The sequence below is a fragment of the Streptomyces sp. NPDC036822 genome (assembly GCF_055609145.1).
In genome coordinates this window covers 1-14,297 of sequence record NZ_JBVJPY010000041.1, presented here as the reverse complement: position 1 = coordinate 14,297, position 14,297 = coordinate 1, and the positions used below count along the sequence as shown (strand labels likewise).

10 protein-coding genes and 6 pseudogenes are annotated in these 14,297 nt (G+C 66.2%); 8 read left to right on the top strand and 8 right to left on the bottom strand.

What is annotated here, in order from left to right; all coding sequences use genetic code 11:
- Positions 1-212: 212 nt before the first annotated feature.
- Positions 213-689: pseudogene (locus ACZ68P_RS35480) on the top strand (transposase family protein); the annotation flags it as partial.
- Positions 690-724: 35 nt separating this feature from the next.
- Here the strand turns inward: ACZ68P_RS35480 and ACZ68P_RS35475 are convergent.
- Positions 725-858: pseudogene (locus tag ACZ68P_RS35475) on the bottom strand (IS5/IS1182 family transposase); the annotation flags it as partial.
- Here ACZ68P_RS35475 and ACZ68P_RS35470 point away from each other — a divergent pair.
- The 3 genes from ACZ68P_RS35470 (at position 851) to ACZ68P_RS35460 (ending at position 4,845) form a co-directional block, all read left to right on the top strand.
- Positions 851-1,117, top strand: a complete 267-nt coding sequence (locus ACZ68P_RS35470; protein ID WP_471013385.1) for a transposase — start codon at positions 851-853, stop codon at positions 1,115-1,117. The pseudogene ACZ68P_RS35475 and the gene ACZ68P_RS35470 sit on opposite strands and share 8 nt — an antisense overlap.
- A gap of 343 nt (positions 1,118-1,460) precedes the next feature.
- Positions 1,461-2,108: a hypothetical protein gene (locus tag ACZ68P_RS35465; protein ID WP_471013382.1), complete on the top strand. Its 648-nt coding sequence runs from the start codon at positions 1,461-1,463 to the stop codon at positions 2,106-2,108.
- 973 nt (positions 2,109-3,081) lie between these two features.
- Positions 3,082-4,845, top strand: coding sequence for a hypothetical protein (locus ACZ68P_RS35460; protein ID WP_471013380.1), 1,764 nt, complete (start codon positions 3,082-3,084; stop codon positions 4,843-4,845).
- Between the two features lie 218 nt (positions 4,846-5,063).
- Here ACZ68P_RS35460 and ACZ68P_RS35455 read toward each other — a convergent pair.
- A pseudogene (locus ACZ68P_RS35455) lies at positions 5,064-5,327 on the bottom strand (integrase core domain-containing protein); the annotation flags it as partial.
- A gap of 80 nt (positions 5,328-5,407) precedes the next feature.
- Between ACZ68P_RS35455 and ACZ68P_RS35450 the strand changes: the two are divergent.
- A pseudogene (locus ACZ68P_RS35450) lies at positions 5,408-6,215 on the top strand (IS5 family transposase).
- Here ACZ68P_RS35450 and ACZ68P_RS35445 read toward each other — a convergent pair.
- Positions 6,203-6,832 carry an IS3 family transposase gene (locus tag ACZ68P_RS35445; protein WP_471013389.1) on the bottom strand — a complete coding sequence of 210 codons (630 nt, stop codon included), beginning with the start codon at positions 6,830-6,832 and terminating at the stop codon, positions 6,203-6,205. The pseudogene ACZ68P_RS35450 and the gene ACZ68P_RS35445 sit on opposite strands and share 13 nt — an antisense overlap.
- A complete protein-coding gene (locus ACZ68P_RS35440; protein WP_471013378.1) occupies positions 6,807-7,112 on the bottom strand; it encodes a transposase in 306 nt (101 codons plus the stop codon). The genes ACZ68P_RS35445 and ACZ68P_RS35440 overlap by 26 nt, the downstream gene beginning before the upstream one ends.
- A 112-nt stretch (positions 7,113-7,224) precedes the next feature.
- Here ACZ68P_RS35440 and ACZ68P_RS35435 point away from each other — a divergent pair.
- The 3 genes and pseudogenes from ACZ68P_RS35435 to ACZ68P_RS35425 all read left to right on the top strand — a co-directional run bounded on the left by ACZ68P_RS35435 (position 7,225) and on the right by ACZ68P_RS35425 (position 9,367).
- A pseudogene (locus tag ACZ68P_RS35435) lies at positions 7,225-7,973 on the top strand (transposase).
- 82 nt (positions 7,974-8,055) lie between these two features.
- On the top strand, positions 8,056-8,652 hold the full coding sequence (locus ACZ68P_RS35430) for a hypothetical protein (RefSeq protein WP_471013376.1): 597 nt from the start codon (positions 8,056-8,058) through the stop codon (positions 8,650-8,652).
- 290 nt (positions 8,653-8,942) lie between these two features.
- A pseudogene (locus ACZ68P_RS35425) lies at positions 8,943-9,367 on the top strand (transposase).
- Positions 9,368-10,143: 776 nt separating this feature from the next.
- On the opposite strand, the gene ACZ68P_RS35420 reads toward ACZ68P_RS35425, so the two are convergent.
- From ACZ68P_RS35420 to ACZ68P_RS35405, 4 genes are all read right to left on the bottom strand, one after another.
- Positions 10,144-10,770, bottom strand: a complete 627-nt coding sequence (locus ACZ68P_RS35420; protein ID WP_471013374.1) for a class F sortase — start codon at positions 10,768-10,770, stop codon at positions 10,144-10,146.
- Positions 10,771-10,832: 62 nt separating this feature from the next.
- Positions 10,833-11,255, bottom strand: coding sequence for a hypothetical protein (locus ACZ68P_RS35415; protein WP_471013371.1), 423 nt, complete (start codon positions 11,253-11,255; stop codon positions 10,833-10,835).
- 122 nt (positions 11,256-11,377) lie between these two features.
- Positions 11,378-13,390, bottom strand: coding sequence for a sensor histidine kinase (locus ACZ68P_RS35410; RefSeq protein WP_471013369.1), 2,013 nt, complete (start codon positions 13,388-13,390; stop codon positions 11,378-11,380).
- The gene (locus ACZ68P_RS35405; protein WP_471013387.1) at positions 13,377-14,087 is read right to left on the bottom strand and encodes a response regulator transcription factor; all 711 of its coding nucleotides are present in this window, start codon (positions 14,085-14,087) and stop codon (positions 13,377-13,379) included. The genes ACZ68P_RS35410 and ACZ68P_RS35405 overlap by 14 nt, the downstream gene beginning before the upstream one ends.
- Positions 14,088-14,297: the final 210 nt, after the last annotated feature.

Genomic DNA, 14,297 nt, shown 5'->3' with positions numbered 1-14,297 from the left:
GGAATCAACACCGCCAACGACCGGGGGCTCTGCCACGTCACCACCCCAGCTGACCAGGCCTTATAGCCCTTCAGGGGCAGGATGAAAAAGGCTCAGTAAGGATCTTCAGAGTGGTCACCGATCGGGTGACGGCCAGAGGTCGATAGCAGGCTAGGCCTTCGGGCAGTGGTTCGAGATGTCTAACGTCCTAACCGCTGCGACCGGAGGCCTCGTTGGTCATCTATCCTGCCGCACTCGACCTGCCACACACGCGCTCGTGGAGTGGGTCACGATGCTGATCGCTCCGCCAGGGTGACCGTCGGTGCAAACTGGCGCCCTCGCGACGGGCCAGCATCACCCTGGCCTACCTGCGCGAGCACACCACCTACGCGAAGTTCGCCGCCGGCTTCCGCATCAAACGGAGGTACCGCCCACGCCTACGTACAGAGCGTGATCAAGCCTTTCGCTGTGAGAGCAACGTCCCTGACCCAGGCGCTTCGCCGGGCGCGTCCCGAGTACGTGCTGGTGGACGGCACCATTGTCGAGTACGACCGCGTCGGCGACCAGGAACGGAACTACTCGGGCAAGGCCAGGCGACACAGCGTGCGCATCCAGGCCGTCACCGATCCCGCGGGCGAGCTGATCTGCTACTCACCCGCCCTGCCCGGTCGCAGGTCCACATCACCGCCGCCCGCACCCACCACATCGTCACGTTTGTTAACGCTGAAGATCCTTAGACCGTGTCCTATGTGGTGAGGCGGACCAGTCGCTTGTAGCAGCAGATGGCGGCGGCGAGACCTAGGAAGGCCGGGTAGTTGCGGGGATGGCGCTCGTAGCGATGGTTGAGCCGGCGGTTTCGGTCAGCCAGGACATGGTCCGCAAGGGGGGTGCCGACACCGGTCCGCCGCCGGTCGACCGACGGAAGACGGGCAGCAAGCACCACCTGATCTGCGACGGGCGCGGCACCCCGTTCAAGGTCATCACCACCGCTGCCAACGTCAACGACGTCACCCAGATCCAGTCCCTGATCGACGGCTTCCCGCCCGTCGCCGGACGACCGGGCCCGCCCCGACGACGTCCCCAAGCCCTGCTTGGCGACAAGGGCTACGACTCCGACCCCAGCCGCCGCGAACTGTGAAAACGCCGGATCCTGCCGGTCATCTCCCGCAGAGGTGCCCCGAACATCGAGGGCCTGGGCAAGCTCCGCTGCGTCATCGAGCAGACCTTCGCGCTGCTGTCACCAGTTCAAACGCCTTGCCGTCCGCTGGGAACGACACACTGAACTCCACGACGCTTTCGTCTCCCTCGCTTGCAGCCTCATCTGCTGGAGACGACTCAAGAAGGCCCGAGCGTGATCGTGTTACGAGCTCGTAGCCCATGCCCTTTTGTTGGCCTGCCAGGGCAAGGGCTTTGACGGTGCGTTGGTCTAGCTTCTCCAGTGCGTATCCCGACTTGGCCTACGTGGGTGAGGGAGAGTTCTGATGTACCCGAGTAATGAGACAACCGAGTACCCAGCCGGGAACCCGTACGATTCCGACGGCTCGTCGGGTAACACGAGTGAGTTCTCGGACGATTCCTTGGACACCGATGTTCCTGAGGAAGAGCCGTTGCGACTGGCAGCGGGTGTGCGACTCAGCACGTGGGAGATCCCGATGGGAGCTCTCGCGTATCCGACGGAGTTGTCCGAGTGGGGCGCCGAGCACGGGCTATGCAGCGGTTTGATGGGAGCCTGTAACACTATCGTCGTCGCCTGGGACTGGCGCGTCGGTCACACCATGGCGGGAGAGAGCTACGGGTACTTTCGGTACATGCGGGGTGCGCACGGCGCCGGCGGCATGGGCAATATCGACTTCCGCAAGCTCTATGCAGGCGTGCCTGTCGGCCGGGCCCGTACCTACGTGCTCAAGGCCCGTGACAGCGTCGGCAGCTACACCGATCACCAGGCGTTCCTCGAAGGCGCGGGTGCAGTGGGACTCGACCCCCGCAGTGTCCTGCTCGCCCAGGGCCTCAGCACCTGCTACACCGTTCTCCGGGATGGAACCGTCCACCTCGGGCGCATCGAGGGAACCGAGTACAACGGTGATCAGGGCATCACCCACAGCCTTGCCCACGGATACCTCCAGCCCTGAACCGCAGACAGGCATCCCTGTGGCAAGGAGACCGAACCAGGCACAGACGCCGATCAGTACGCGGCTGCCGATGCTGGACACGGTTTTATGCGGCTGGACCGGACCTACACGGCTATCCGGACGGCCGGCGTCGCCTCAGCATCGGGCACAGTGCGGGCGAGCCGGCGAGCGTTGCGCAAGCCCAGACATCAGGCACGAGCGGGTCAGACCGAACCGGACGAACAACGCGACCGCGCCGCGGATGCTCAAGCTCTCGCCGTCCCGGCCGACTCCGGCACGCAGAAGTTCCGCGCGCACGGCCCAGCCGTCGACGAGCTCCCGCGCTCGGGGTCGGTCCGGAACCATGGTGATGCACCTCGCTGCTGCTGGCCCTCCGTGATCGCGCTCCCGCTGTGTCCGCGGCTGAGGTCGGGGTAGCCGCGAAAGTTGAGAAGCGCAGGCCGTCGAATACTGATCCAGACAGGATCCGACTCCCTCGGGTGCACCGGTGTCACCGTCACGCCAGTGATCGCGTAAGTAGCACAGTCGCTAAACCAAGTGATCCACGGCCGGCGGACCCTGCCCTCAACATCGACCAGCACCGGAGCCAGCACGTGATCGATCGGTCTCCACAATGGCTGCCCCAGCCCGCAGCCGGGCCAGGAATACATCAGGCTTACACGCAGCCCGCTCCCCACCCGGCAGCCCCGCCCGCTCCCCCGCCGACCGATCCCACAAATCGCCCGATGCAGTGTTGTCAGCGACGAGGGCCCCGGCCGGCTCGCAGGAACCCGTGCGCGATGAACTGCCCGCACGTTCCCTTTCCACAGAAAGCTGGTTCCACTCATGCGGGGCGGCACGGTGCCGGCAGGCCCGCACGGTGCCTATCGTCCTCATCGGAAATGCCCCAGCATCTGCCGGTTGTAGCGCATCCCCTACTTGGATAGTAGAGGCGATAATTTGGGCTACATAAATTTTAACAAAGGAAATAGAAATGCCGCACATCCATCCTGATTACATCCTGGCAATCAAGAACAGAATTTCGGCACTTCGAGGAGTAGTACTCGAGGAGGAACTACTCAAGGAGGTCGCACAAGTCATGCAGACCGAAAACATCGACACCCTGCTGAGCGATAGTGATGGTCAGCTTGCTTACTTCCTGTCGCACGTTCCCGATTGGTACAATTTTGATATCGGCAAATTTTTCGACCTAAACATCACCGATCAGGAATTCGCTGAGCACGTCCACCAGATTCTACAGTATACGAAAAGCTACGTCTCCGACTATGTGGCGATCATGCAACCTGGATACGCTTCAGGCGATCAATTTAGCGTTGCATTCACATTGGTAAACGAACCTCACCATGAAGTCTATCTCACGACGAAGCCAGGAAAGAATCCTGGAAGCGGCTCCAAAGAATTTTACAAGTCGGTAGGAATCGATGACGGGCGCGTCCACATGGGCAAGCAGCTGCACGAGGCAAAAGGAGAGGTCAAGCGGATCACAGGAAAAGATAACTCCGCCAAAAACGTCGAATACGCGACGGAATATGTCGCCAAGAAATTTTCCGAAGAGGGGCGAGCCAAATATCGACGGTCACTGGGGCTGGATGAAGACCGAAACGCCGGGAACGCAAGCGACGATGCTGTGAAGAAATGGCTGCAGGATAGAGGAATGAACGCCCCCGAAGGGTCGACTGTAGCAGTACTTTGGTCCAGATTCAGCGGCAAGAACGGTGGCGCGCACCTCGAGCATTCCACCAGCTACATTGGCGTTGCCCAGCAAATTGCCGGGCTGAAGGGGGTTCACACGATCCTGATTGCTGGAGACAGTCAGCCGAAGGGGAAAGTGGGCGGAAAAACCAAGTTTCAGAAAATCGCAGAATCTTTCAATAATTACGGCCGCAACCCGGACGGTGGTGGTCCCCTGATCAACGAAGACGGGAACGGTGACAATTTCAACGGAAACGTCTTGGTCCTGACCGAGTTCTGGAATGACTCCGACTTCACGGATTGGGCAGGAAAGGATCGCAAGGCCCAATACCTGGTATTCGATTATCTTCACCGCAAGTACAAGGCCCGGCATTTGGGAATGCGCAGTGGGAACCTGGAAGCGCTGGCCCTCCTCGGCTTCACGGTCAGATATCAGGAAGAACGCGGCAGCGCCGGCGGGGAGCGGATGGCAGCTTGGCATGCAGTCGAATCCGGAAGGACTAGGCATGGCGGCCTCGCCCCAGGCTACGAGCGCATGATTATCGAAGAAGTCCCAAGCCGTCTCGGCAAGGATGCTTCTAAACGAATCCATATCAATAGGGATCCGAAGGGCCAGCTGGGAAATTATTCTGACGATCAGGCCCGCAAGGATGCCAAACTGGTGCCCGGTAGTAATCCCCTGAAGTCTGCGAGAAAAGGCTTTAGGGAAGTCGACCTGGGTAATTCAGATGACTATCTGAACACTGGAGACCCGCTGAGTGGTGGCGCCGGGAAAGCCTTGAGAGATATGAATGGCCGAGTCAAGAGAATGATTCACCTGGAAAACGAAAGGGAAGCGGCTTCTAGGGCGCTCAAAAATAGCAAGATCCCGGAAGTGAGGAGGGGGGCGCTGGAAGAAAAGGTGCGGCAGGTGAGCCAGGAGTACGAAGATCTCAGCACGGAATGGGAAGAGTATATAAAAACCCTGGACGAGGCGACCAGACTTCAATACATGCGGGCCCGGAACACTGATACCCGACTGATTAAGTATCTGCCGATTCCCTAATTTATCCTCTGCCGGACTCCCCATCGCATGTGTTCAGTCCGGCTCGGTCCGGTGACGGCCGCCAGCTCGTTGGCGTCCCTGAGCCTTTTCCATCCTCTCTGAGCTGGTCAGATGTCGGGTGAGGACGGCTTGGACGAGCCTGGTGAGGGCCTTGACCCCGAATCTTGAAAACGTCTATGCGGCGTGGGCCAGGGTAGTTGTTGTCGAGGGCGAGGCGTCTCGTAGGCGATCGGGCTGCGTTGCCCGGGGCGGGAGTGTCGGCGTCGAGTGTTGTATCGAGTCAGCCAGCGGAAGGCATCGAGTCGTGCTTCGCGCTCACTCGGCCAGCACTTGCGACCCTTGAGCGTCTCCCTTTTGAAGGCCGCGTTGAGCGACTCGGCGGCGGCGTTGTCCGCGCTGGATCCCACCGCGCCCATGCTCTGCCGGGCCCCTGCTGACCTGCAGATCTCGGCGAAGGCCCTGCTCGTGTATTGAGATCCGTGAGCTTCTTTCATCCTGTGTTGGAGGGTGAAATGGGCTGGTCAGCAGGTGTGGTGACGAGGCAGGGCCCCTCCTCGTTGGCGTGGTGATCTCACTCAACACGTTGGCGACCGAAGGGGCCCTGGTGGTTTCCGTATCCTGCCATGCTCGACGTCCCGCACGAGCTGGTCGAGCACGTTGCCTGGCTGCTCCACGAGCATCGCCAGGCCCGCAACACCCGCTGGCGCAAGCTCGGCTGCTTCAAACAGGCTCTGCTCACGCTGGTCCATCGACGGAAGAACGAGACGTTCTCGCAGCTCGGGGCGGGTTTCGGGATATCGCAGGCCACCGCCTGGCGCTATGTCGACGAGACCCTCGACGCCCTGGCCCGCTGGGCGCCCGGCCTCTACGAAGCACTCACCGGCCTCGGTGAAGGCGACCACGTCATCGTTGACGGCACGCTGATCCCCATCGACCGCATCACCGCCGACGAGCCGTATTACTCCATGAAGCACCGCAGGCACGGCATGAACGTGCAGGTCATCGCCCGTCCTGACGGCGCACCGCTGTGGTTCTCGCGTGCGACACCCGGCCGCACTCATGACCTGACCGCGGCACGGGCTCACGGGATCGTGCAGGCCTGTCTGACCCGGCAGATCATTGTCCTGGCGGACCGTGCCTACCAGGGCGCCGGCGCCACCATTCGCACCCCGTACAAGAACCACCGCGAACAACCCGAGCACTACCAGCAGTTCAACCGCGACCACGCCCGACTCAGAGCTCCCGGCGAACGCGCCTTCGCACAGCTCAAATCCTGGCGGATCCTTCGCCGAGCCCGATGCTCCACCCGACGCATCGGCACCATCGTCCAAGCCATCCACACCCTACTGACCTGCAACTATTCAGGATGAAAGAGGCTCCGTGATCGGTGTGCATGATCGCTCCGGCGAGGCTCCCGCGCGTTCGCTCGGCGGCCGTCAGGGCGTCGGTGACGAGCTCGGTGATCGGCGATCGCCCACCCAGCCAGGCGGCGGGAGGCGAGATCGATGACGGTCGCAAGGTAGAGCGGCTTCGTGCCGCTGACCGGCAGGTATGTGATGTCGCCGACGTACTTCGTGTTCACCGCGTCCGCGGTGAAGTCACGGCCGATCAGATCCGGCGCCTTCGCCGCGGCCGGGTCCGCGAGGGTGGTGCGGTGCCGGCGGCGCAGACGCACGCCCTCGAGTCCGATGGTCCGCATGACCCTGGCGACGCGCTTGTGGTTGATACGTATCCCCTCGTCGCGGAGCTCGGCGGTAACCCTGAGGGCTCCGTAGGTGCCGTCGGAGTCCTGGTGGACCTCGCGTATCCGGTCAGCGAGCTCTGCCTCGGCAGCCTGGCGGGCCGTCCGCGCGGCCGCGGTGCGGCGCCAGTAGTAGAAGCTGGAGCGGGAGATGCCGAGGATGTTGCAGAGCCGCTTCGCGCCGAACCGGCGCTGGTAATCCTCAACGAACTCGAGCGGTTCACCAGCGCGTCTCCGCCACGAAATACCGGGCCGCCTTGCGGAGAATGTCGCGCTCTTCCTCCAGCTCGCGGATCCTCTTCCGGGCTGCGGCCAGCTCCGACTGAACGTCGTCGCCGCCTGACTTCGCCACGGTCGACAGTGCGGAGTGGGAGCCGGAGCGTCGTCCGTCGGCGGCCCGCATCCAGTTCCGCAGTGTATCGGCGTTAACTCCCAGATCGGTGGCGACGGACTTGATCGTGGCTCCCGGCCTCGACCCGTACAACGCGACCGCGTCCGCCTTGAACGCGGCGGGATAATGCTTCACCCCCACAGGGACTCCGTTCTCCTGGACTATCAAGATCCAAGCCTCTCCAGTGTCCAAAATCCGGGGTCAGGGCCCGTGTTCGACGTCTCAACCCACCGGCGCAGCAGCCCTGTTGGTTCCCTATCGTGACCCACTCGACCTCCCTCACGCCCTGGTCGAGTGGGTCACCATGCTCATCGTCGCCCGCGAGGGTGACCGCCGCTGCAAGCTCTGGCCGCACCAGCGTGCGCTCGTCGCTCTGGTGTACCTGCGCTGCCACGACACCCTCACCCGGATCGCGTCCGGTTTCGGGATGTCCGTCGGCACCGCTCCCGCGTATGTCACCGCGGTGACCGGCTGCTCGCCGACGGGGCCCCGGGGCTGCTCAAGTCCCTGCGCGAGCACGATCCGAAGTTCGTCCTGCTGGACGGCACTCTCGCCGAGTGCGACCGTGTCGGTGACAGCCGGGCGGACTACTGGGCCAAGCACCGCCGGCACGGCGTGAACGTCCGGGTCGTCACCGACCCCGCCGGCGAGATCCTGTGGATCTCGCCGGCGCTGCCGGGCCGCACTCCCGGCCTCACCGCAGCCCGCACCCATTGGATCATCCGGATCTGCGAGCGTCAGGGCGTCCCGATCCTCGCCGACCGTGCCTCCACCGGCGCCGGCCCCTGGGTCACCACCGGACTCAAACGGCCACCGGGCAGGGAACTCACCCTCACCCAACGCACCGTCAATCAGGCACTGGCCGCGGCGAGGGCACCGGTCGGACGCGGCATGGCACGGCTGAAGTCCTGGCAGATCTTCCGAAGATCGCGCATCAGCCCCAACCGCATGACCGTCATCACCAAAGCCGTCCTCACCTTGGAGAGGCAGCGCTGAAAACGCTCACTGCTCGTTTTGCCAGCAGCCGGCTGACCTCCTGCCGGGACGCCGCTGTCCCCTCTGCACCCTGCTCGCCGATGTGACCAGCCTGCTCTCACGCGACGGAAACACTTTCGACGCCTCCCTGCGGCCGCTCGCCGATGTACTCAGCGACGCTCCCAACCCCAACCCCTACCCCGTCCTGGCTTGGCTGCGCCGAAGCCCCGCCGCGCGTTCTCTGGGCCAGCTGGTAACCCCGCCCGCCGAACTCGACCACGCGGCCCTGGACGCGCTGCCCCAAGGAGACGCCACCACCTACGTCTGCAGCCTGCCCACCACCGCAGGCCCACTTCCGCCACGCGATGAGAACCTCGCCCTGGTCGGCCGCACGCTGGCCAAGCTGCCAGGACATCAGGCAACCGTGATCCGCCCGTTCGCCGAATGGCACATCGTCCGTGGCGCCCGGTATCGCTCGGCACGCGGCCGCTACACCTACACCGCCCACAAGGGCGACTGTGGCAACATCCGCGCTGCCATCGACTTCCTCACCTGGCTGGACAGCCGACAACACACCCTCCAGAGCCTCACACAGGAAGACCTGGACATCGGGGCGATCCCCAGGCCCACCCTCCGGGCCCGCTCCATCCCGTTCATCCGCTGGGGGCCTGCGCCGGCCACCTCCCCCGGACCGGCCTGACTATCGAGCACCCGAGCACGCAACTCCCCGGCCAGTTCCAGATCGAGGACGTCCTACGAGGAGCTACACCGCTGCCTAAACGATCGAGCGCTTCCGCCGGACGTCCGCATCGCCGCAGCCTTCATCCGGCGCTACGCCCTCCCCCTGACCCGCATCGTCGAACTCGCCACCGACCAACTCCACCACGACGCGGACCACACCTACCTGACGTGAAGGCTGCTCTGCTCGGCCGTTCTCGTGGCGGGCTCACGAGCAAGATCCACCTCGCCGCCGACCGGCGCTGCCGACCGATGGTCCTCATCCTGACCGCCGGCCAGAGCGCCGACAGCCCCCAGTTCATCCCCGTCATGAACAAGCTCCGCGTCCGCGGGCCCGTCGGCCGCCCCCGCACCCGGCCCGGCGCAGTCGCCGGCGACAAGGCGTACTCCTCCCGCGCCAACCGCTCTCACCTGCGCAAACGCAGCATCAAGACCGTCATCCCGGAGAAGAAGGACCAGGCCGTCCACCGAAAGAAGAGGGGCCCAGAGGCGGCCGACCCGTCGCGCATGACGCAGACCTCTACAAGGAACGGAACACCGTCGAACGGGCCATCCACCGGATGAAGACCTGGCGCGGCATAGCCACCCGGTACGACAAAACCCCCGAAAGCTACCTCGCCGGACTCCACCTCCGCGCGGCAACCATCTGGATCAGAAGCCTCCCGCCAGCCCACTGATCACAACCAAGAACAGAACCTAGTGCAGAGAAGCCAGGAGCCTTGTCACCGGTAAGGGTTCGGCGGGAACCCTCTCTGCTAGCAGCACCAGGTCGAGGCCGCCATCCAGAACAAGCCGCGTACCCTGTCCGGGGCGTGATCGCGGCGTCCGAGCTGCCACCCGATCTACCGCGCCTGCAGACGCTGGAGCACTGGTTGGTGGTGTCCCTGGAACGGGTCCGCCGACGGATCGCCGAGATCCAAGCCCGCGAGGCGGCGATGTGGCCGGTGCGGCACCTGCCTGAAGGCCCGGCGTGGGTGCTGTCCTACCTGCGCGAGCGCGGCCGCCCCGTCGCGGACAGCATCCACTCGGAGACTGCAAGCTGGCCGGCCCGAACCGCAAGCCACTCGGCCAGGACGAGGCCCGCCAGGCGATCACGGCGTCGAAGCGGCCTATTTGGCCGGTCCGCCCAGGCGTCTGCAGAGAGTGAGCGCCTGCGGCGAGGACGTCCACCGTGCTCCGAGGGACGTCATGCGCCTCCAGGGCCCGGACTACGACAAGAGGTGCTCGACCAACCGGGACTTCTCGCCTCGTACGCCAACTATTACCTCTGCAACGGGGCGGTCATCAGGGCCCACTTCGGAGACACTGCGCGGACTAGGGTGCCGGGGCGACCATGACCTGCCTCCACCCGGGCCGCGTGATCGAGCAACTGAACATCGCCGCCTCGGCAGGGGCGGCGGTGGAATCCACCGCATGGCCCAGAAGCAGCCCGCCGCGTGACCCGACCGGAGGGTCAGCGTGCGACGGCGTAGACGATTAGGTTGTCTACGGGGTGGCCAGCCGTGTCGACCGCGCCGTCGCACGTGATCAGCCGCAACGCCCGTCCCTGGACGGCCCCGTAAACCTTCCGCGTGGGAAAGGCGTTCTTGGAGACGGTCTCGGTTCCGGTGACGGTGAACCGTACGGTGCCGCCTCGGCTGTCGCGTACGTCGACGGTCGCGCCCTTGCGAATCCGCTTGAGGTCGTGGAACACGGCTCTGCCGAACCGGGTGTCGTTGTGGCCGATGATCACCGCGGCCCCGGGCTCTCCCGGCCGGGGGTTCCCGCCGTACCAACCGGCTGTCATCCCCTTGTCGGCGGGCGGTACCTCGACGGTGCCGTCCTGGTTGAGGCCGAGCCGCATCAGGTCGCTGTCGATGCCGAGGGAGGGGATGGACACGCGGGTCGGGGTCGTCCTCGTACCGTCGGCTCGGACCGGGTTCGAATCGCCAGCGGGAGCGCGTGATGCCATCGCCGCCGGAGGAGATTCGGTCGGTGCGGTGCCACTTTCGGCGCCGCCGGTCGCGCAGGCACCGACGGCGTTGGTCAGGACGATGCTCAGTAATACGGTGCGGACACGCCGGCTGTTCGTGCGGGTCATGGAGGGCTCCCGGGGCGCGAGGCCGTGGTGCCGCCGCTGCCGGCGGCACCACGGCACGTCGCTCAGCTGTTGCGGTGGGCGGCGCTCCGGCGGCGCAGCATGACAGCGCCGGCGCCCGCGAGGATCACAGCGCCGGCGACCGAGCCGGCAACGACGGTGGTGTCGTTCCCGCTCTGGCCAGCGGGGCGCTCACCGGCCGCGACACCGCCCCGCGGAGCCGCCACCTCGCCCGTAGTGCGGTTCGGGACGGGGCGCGGCGAGGGGGTCGCCGCTTCGGACCGCCTCTCCGACGTGGTCACCTCGGAGGGGCGCTTGTCGGGGGCGCTCGCGGTGGGGGTGACGGCCACCTCCGACGGCGAGGCGGACGGCTTGTCCGACGCGAACGCCGAGGTCGAGGGCAGGAGGACCCCGCCGATCACGAGGGTGGTGAGGGCTGCGGCGCGCAGGCTGCGACGGCCTCGGGACGGGCTGCGGTGGGACGACATGACTGTTGCTTCCCTTCTCTGCATGACGGCCGGCGCCCTCACCGTGGTTCGCTCGGGCGTCCGGTGATCGCCATGCTCACGGGAACGTGTCAGAAAGCTGTCAGCAGCCTGTGGCCTCGGCGTCAGAACTTCGCGGCCTCGCGGGAATCCTCCCGTGGGCCCGGCGGAAAGCGCAGCGTGAAGGTCGAGCCGGCGCCTTCGACCGAGGCGGCGGTGGCCGAACCGCCATGCGCCTCGGCGAGTTTGCGCACGATCGCCAGGCCGAGACCGCTTCCGCCAGTGCGCCGGCTGCGGGACCTCTCCGCCCGCCAGAACCGGTCGAAGACGTAGGGGAGATCGTCGACGGCGATCCCGCTGCCCGTGTCGGCGACCTCCACGACGACACCGGACGGCCGTCCATCGGGGGCACGGTCGTCGGCCTCACCGTGAGCACGCAGATCGACGCGTCCGCCCGGTGGAGTGTGGCGGATCGCGTTCGAGACCAGATTGCCGATGACCTGCCGCAGCCGTACGGGGTCCGCGATCAGCGCGGGCAGGGGGTCGGCCGCCGCGACGCCCAGGGTGACACCGGCGTGCTCGGCCTCGGCTTGGTGGGCGGCGGCGACCTGGCCGAGGAGGTCCGCCAGGTCGACCCGCTCCGGGTGCAGGCGCAGCGCTCCGGCGTCCGCCTCTGCAAGATCCTGCAGGTCGTCGATGATGTGCTGAAGCTGGACGGCCTCTTCGAGGAGCGAGGCGATCAGGGCCGGATCGGTGTCGGCCAGACCGTCCTGCGCAGCCTCGAGCCAGCCGCGGATGTTGCTCAACGGCGTACGCAGCTCATGGGCCACGTCACTGACCATCGCTTTGCGCTGCGCCTCGAGCCGGGCCCGGTGTTCCGACAACTCCCCAAAAGCGGCGGCGAGTTGTCCGATCTCGTTGTCGGCGGGCACCGCGATGGGCGGGGCCTCGGCGCCGTCCTTCATCCGCTCCGCAGCTCCGGTCAGCGCGCGGAGCGGGCCTACGAGACGGCGTCCCGTGACGATCGAGACTCCGATGGTGAGGGCGAGGACGAGCGCCGCCGCGCCCGCGATGCGCGCGGTGTTGCCCGCGGAGAGATCGAAGCCGGGGACGCTGCCTCGGTCGGGGTCGCCGATGAACAGCAGGACCGGTGGGGCGACGTACGAGCTGAGCTGCTCCCGTCGTGCCGTGTTCACGCAGGAGCCGATGGCGTCGTTGGCGGATCGGTCAAACTCCGCCGGTGCGGGCACGGGGACGGCCGGGGAGTCGGGCGCGGGGCGGCGTGGGGCGGCGGATCCGACCGCGGGTACGGGCCATTCGCTCCCCGGCCAGGTCAGATCAGGGTTCAGGGTGACGGCCGGACGGTCCTGGCGGCGCAGGCAGGCGTTGGCGAGCTTGGTCAGGGCTTCGAGCGCTTTGGCCTCCGTCTTCGTCGGGGTGTCGAAGCCGATGGAGGAGCATACGTACGACTCCACCCGGCCGGTGGCGGCCCCCTGGCTGATGCGCGGACGCCCTGACGGACCGTCCGTCACCTCGACGTTCCGTTCGCCAAGCCGGTGCAGGCAGGCCGCCACACGATCCGCCTTCTCGCGCAGTTCACGGCGTTCGGCAGGCGGCAGCCGGAAGGGGCCGACGGCCCGAGCGTCGATACGATCAGTGATGCCAGATCCTGGCTCCGGCGACGCCTTCGAGCCGTCGTGCGCGCTCACGGCGCCGGAGAGCACGCTGTCCACGGAGAGCGGGTCGATGACCGCCGACGGCCGGGTGGGCAGCTGCGGGCCAGCGCTCCCGGTCGAGTCGGCGAGAGGCCCGCGGTCCTGCGTGGTGACGGCTATGCGGCGCCCGAAGCGGGAGGCCAGATCCTCAATCGTGCCGTCGACGTCGCCCCAACCCGGGTGGGTCGCCGCGTATCCGAGCAGGGCGTCGTAGATTCGGGCGTCATCGGCCAGTGCCTGCCCCTGCTCCTGCTTGAGAGCTCCCGAGGTGGCCTGGGAGGCGATCCACGCCGTCGCGGCGACGGAGCACGCCGCTACCAGGGCGAAGACGCCGAGGAATCGCCCCAGCAGGCTTTTGCGCAAGGGCAGTGGCGAGCGCGTGCCACCACGGACGGGGCGCGGTATGCGGCTACGACGTCGCATGCCGTGGGTCCTTTGCGGGCTCGGTCAGTTTGTAGCCGACGCCGAAGACGGTGAGCAGGCGGACCGGGGTGCGCGGCGCGGGCTCGATCTTCCTGCGCAGATTCATGACGTGCATGTCCACCGTGCGCTCGCTGACGTAGCGCCCGAAGCCGTGCAGTTCCTGGAGGAGCTGGGGCCGGGTGAAGACCCGATCCGGTGCGGCGGCCAGGGCGGCGATGATCCGGAACTCCCCGGGCGTGCACTCCACGGGGCTTCCGTCGACAGTCACCTCGTGCCGGTCTCCGTCCACTCGCAGCCCGCCCACGGAGAGAACGCGGATGTCGTCGGCGACCGGCGTTCCTCCCCGGCCGGTGCGCCGCAGCAGTGTGCGCACGCGCGCCATTAGCTCGCGCGGGCTGTACGGCTTGGTCATGTAGTCGTCCGCGCCGAGGTCGAGCCCCAGCAGCAGATCGTCCTCGGTGGACCGGGCGGTGAGCATCAGGACGGGCAGCTCTCTCGCTTCGCCGCGCAGGACCCGTACGACATCGAGCCCGTCGGTACGCGGCATCATCACGTCCAGGACCAACAGGTCGGGCTCACACTCCCGAACCCGATCCAGCGCGGCTCGCCCGTCGGCCACGACCGTGACCGAGTGACCTTCCCGTTCGAGATAGCGCCGGACCAGCTCAGCCTGCTTCTCGTCGTCCTCTGCGATCATCACGTCAGCGCACACGCGGTTGATCGTAGGCGATCCGTTCGGCCGTACCGCCGGCGGCGACCCGTCCGGCCCACCGGCGAGGGCATGCCTAGCTTGCTCTCAAGGCGATGTCCTTAGAGCTCGTAACACGATCATGAGTTGTGCTTCTTGAGACGTCTCCAGCAGATGAGGCTGCAGGCCAGGGAGACGAAGGCGTCGTGGAGTTCGGTG

Bases quoted from the DNA above. Each gene is read 5' to 3' on its own strand.
- ACZ68P_RS35470 (WP_471013385.1), top strand. From the start codon at position 851: ATGGTCCGCAAGGGGGGTGCCGACACCGGTCCGCCGCCGGTCGACCGA.
- ACZ68P_RS35465 (WP_471013382.1), top strand. From the start codon at position 1,461: ATGTACCCGAGTAATGAGACAACCGAGTACCCAGCCGGGAACCCGTAC.
- ACZ68P_RS35460 (WP_471013380.1), top strand. From the start codon at position 3,082: ATGCCGCACATCCATCCTGATTACATCCTGGCAATCAAGAACAGAATT.
- ACZ68P_RS35420 (WP_471013374.1), bottom strand. From the start codon at position 10,770: ATGACCCGCACGAACAGCCGGCGTGTCCGCACCGTATTACTGAGCATC.
- ACZ68P_RS35415 (WP_471013371.1), bottom strand. From the start codon at position 11,255: ATGTCGTCCCACCGCAGCCCGTCCCGAGGCCGTCGCAGCCTGCGCGCC.
- ACZ68P_RS35410 (WP_471013369.1), bottom strand. From the start codon at position 13,390: ATGCGACGTCGTAGCCGCATACCGCGCCCCGTCCGTGGTGGCACGCGC.
- ACZ68P_RS35405 (WP_471013387.1), bottom strand. From the start codon at position 14,087: ATGATCGCAGAGGACGACGAGAAGCAGGCTGAGCTGGTCCGGCGCTAT.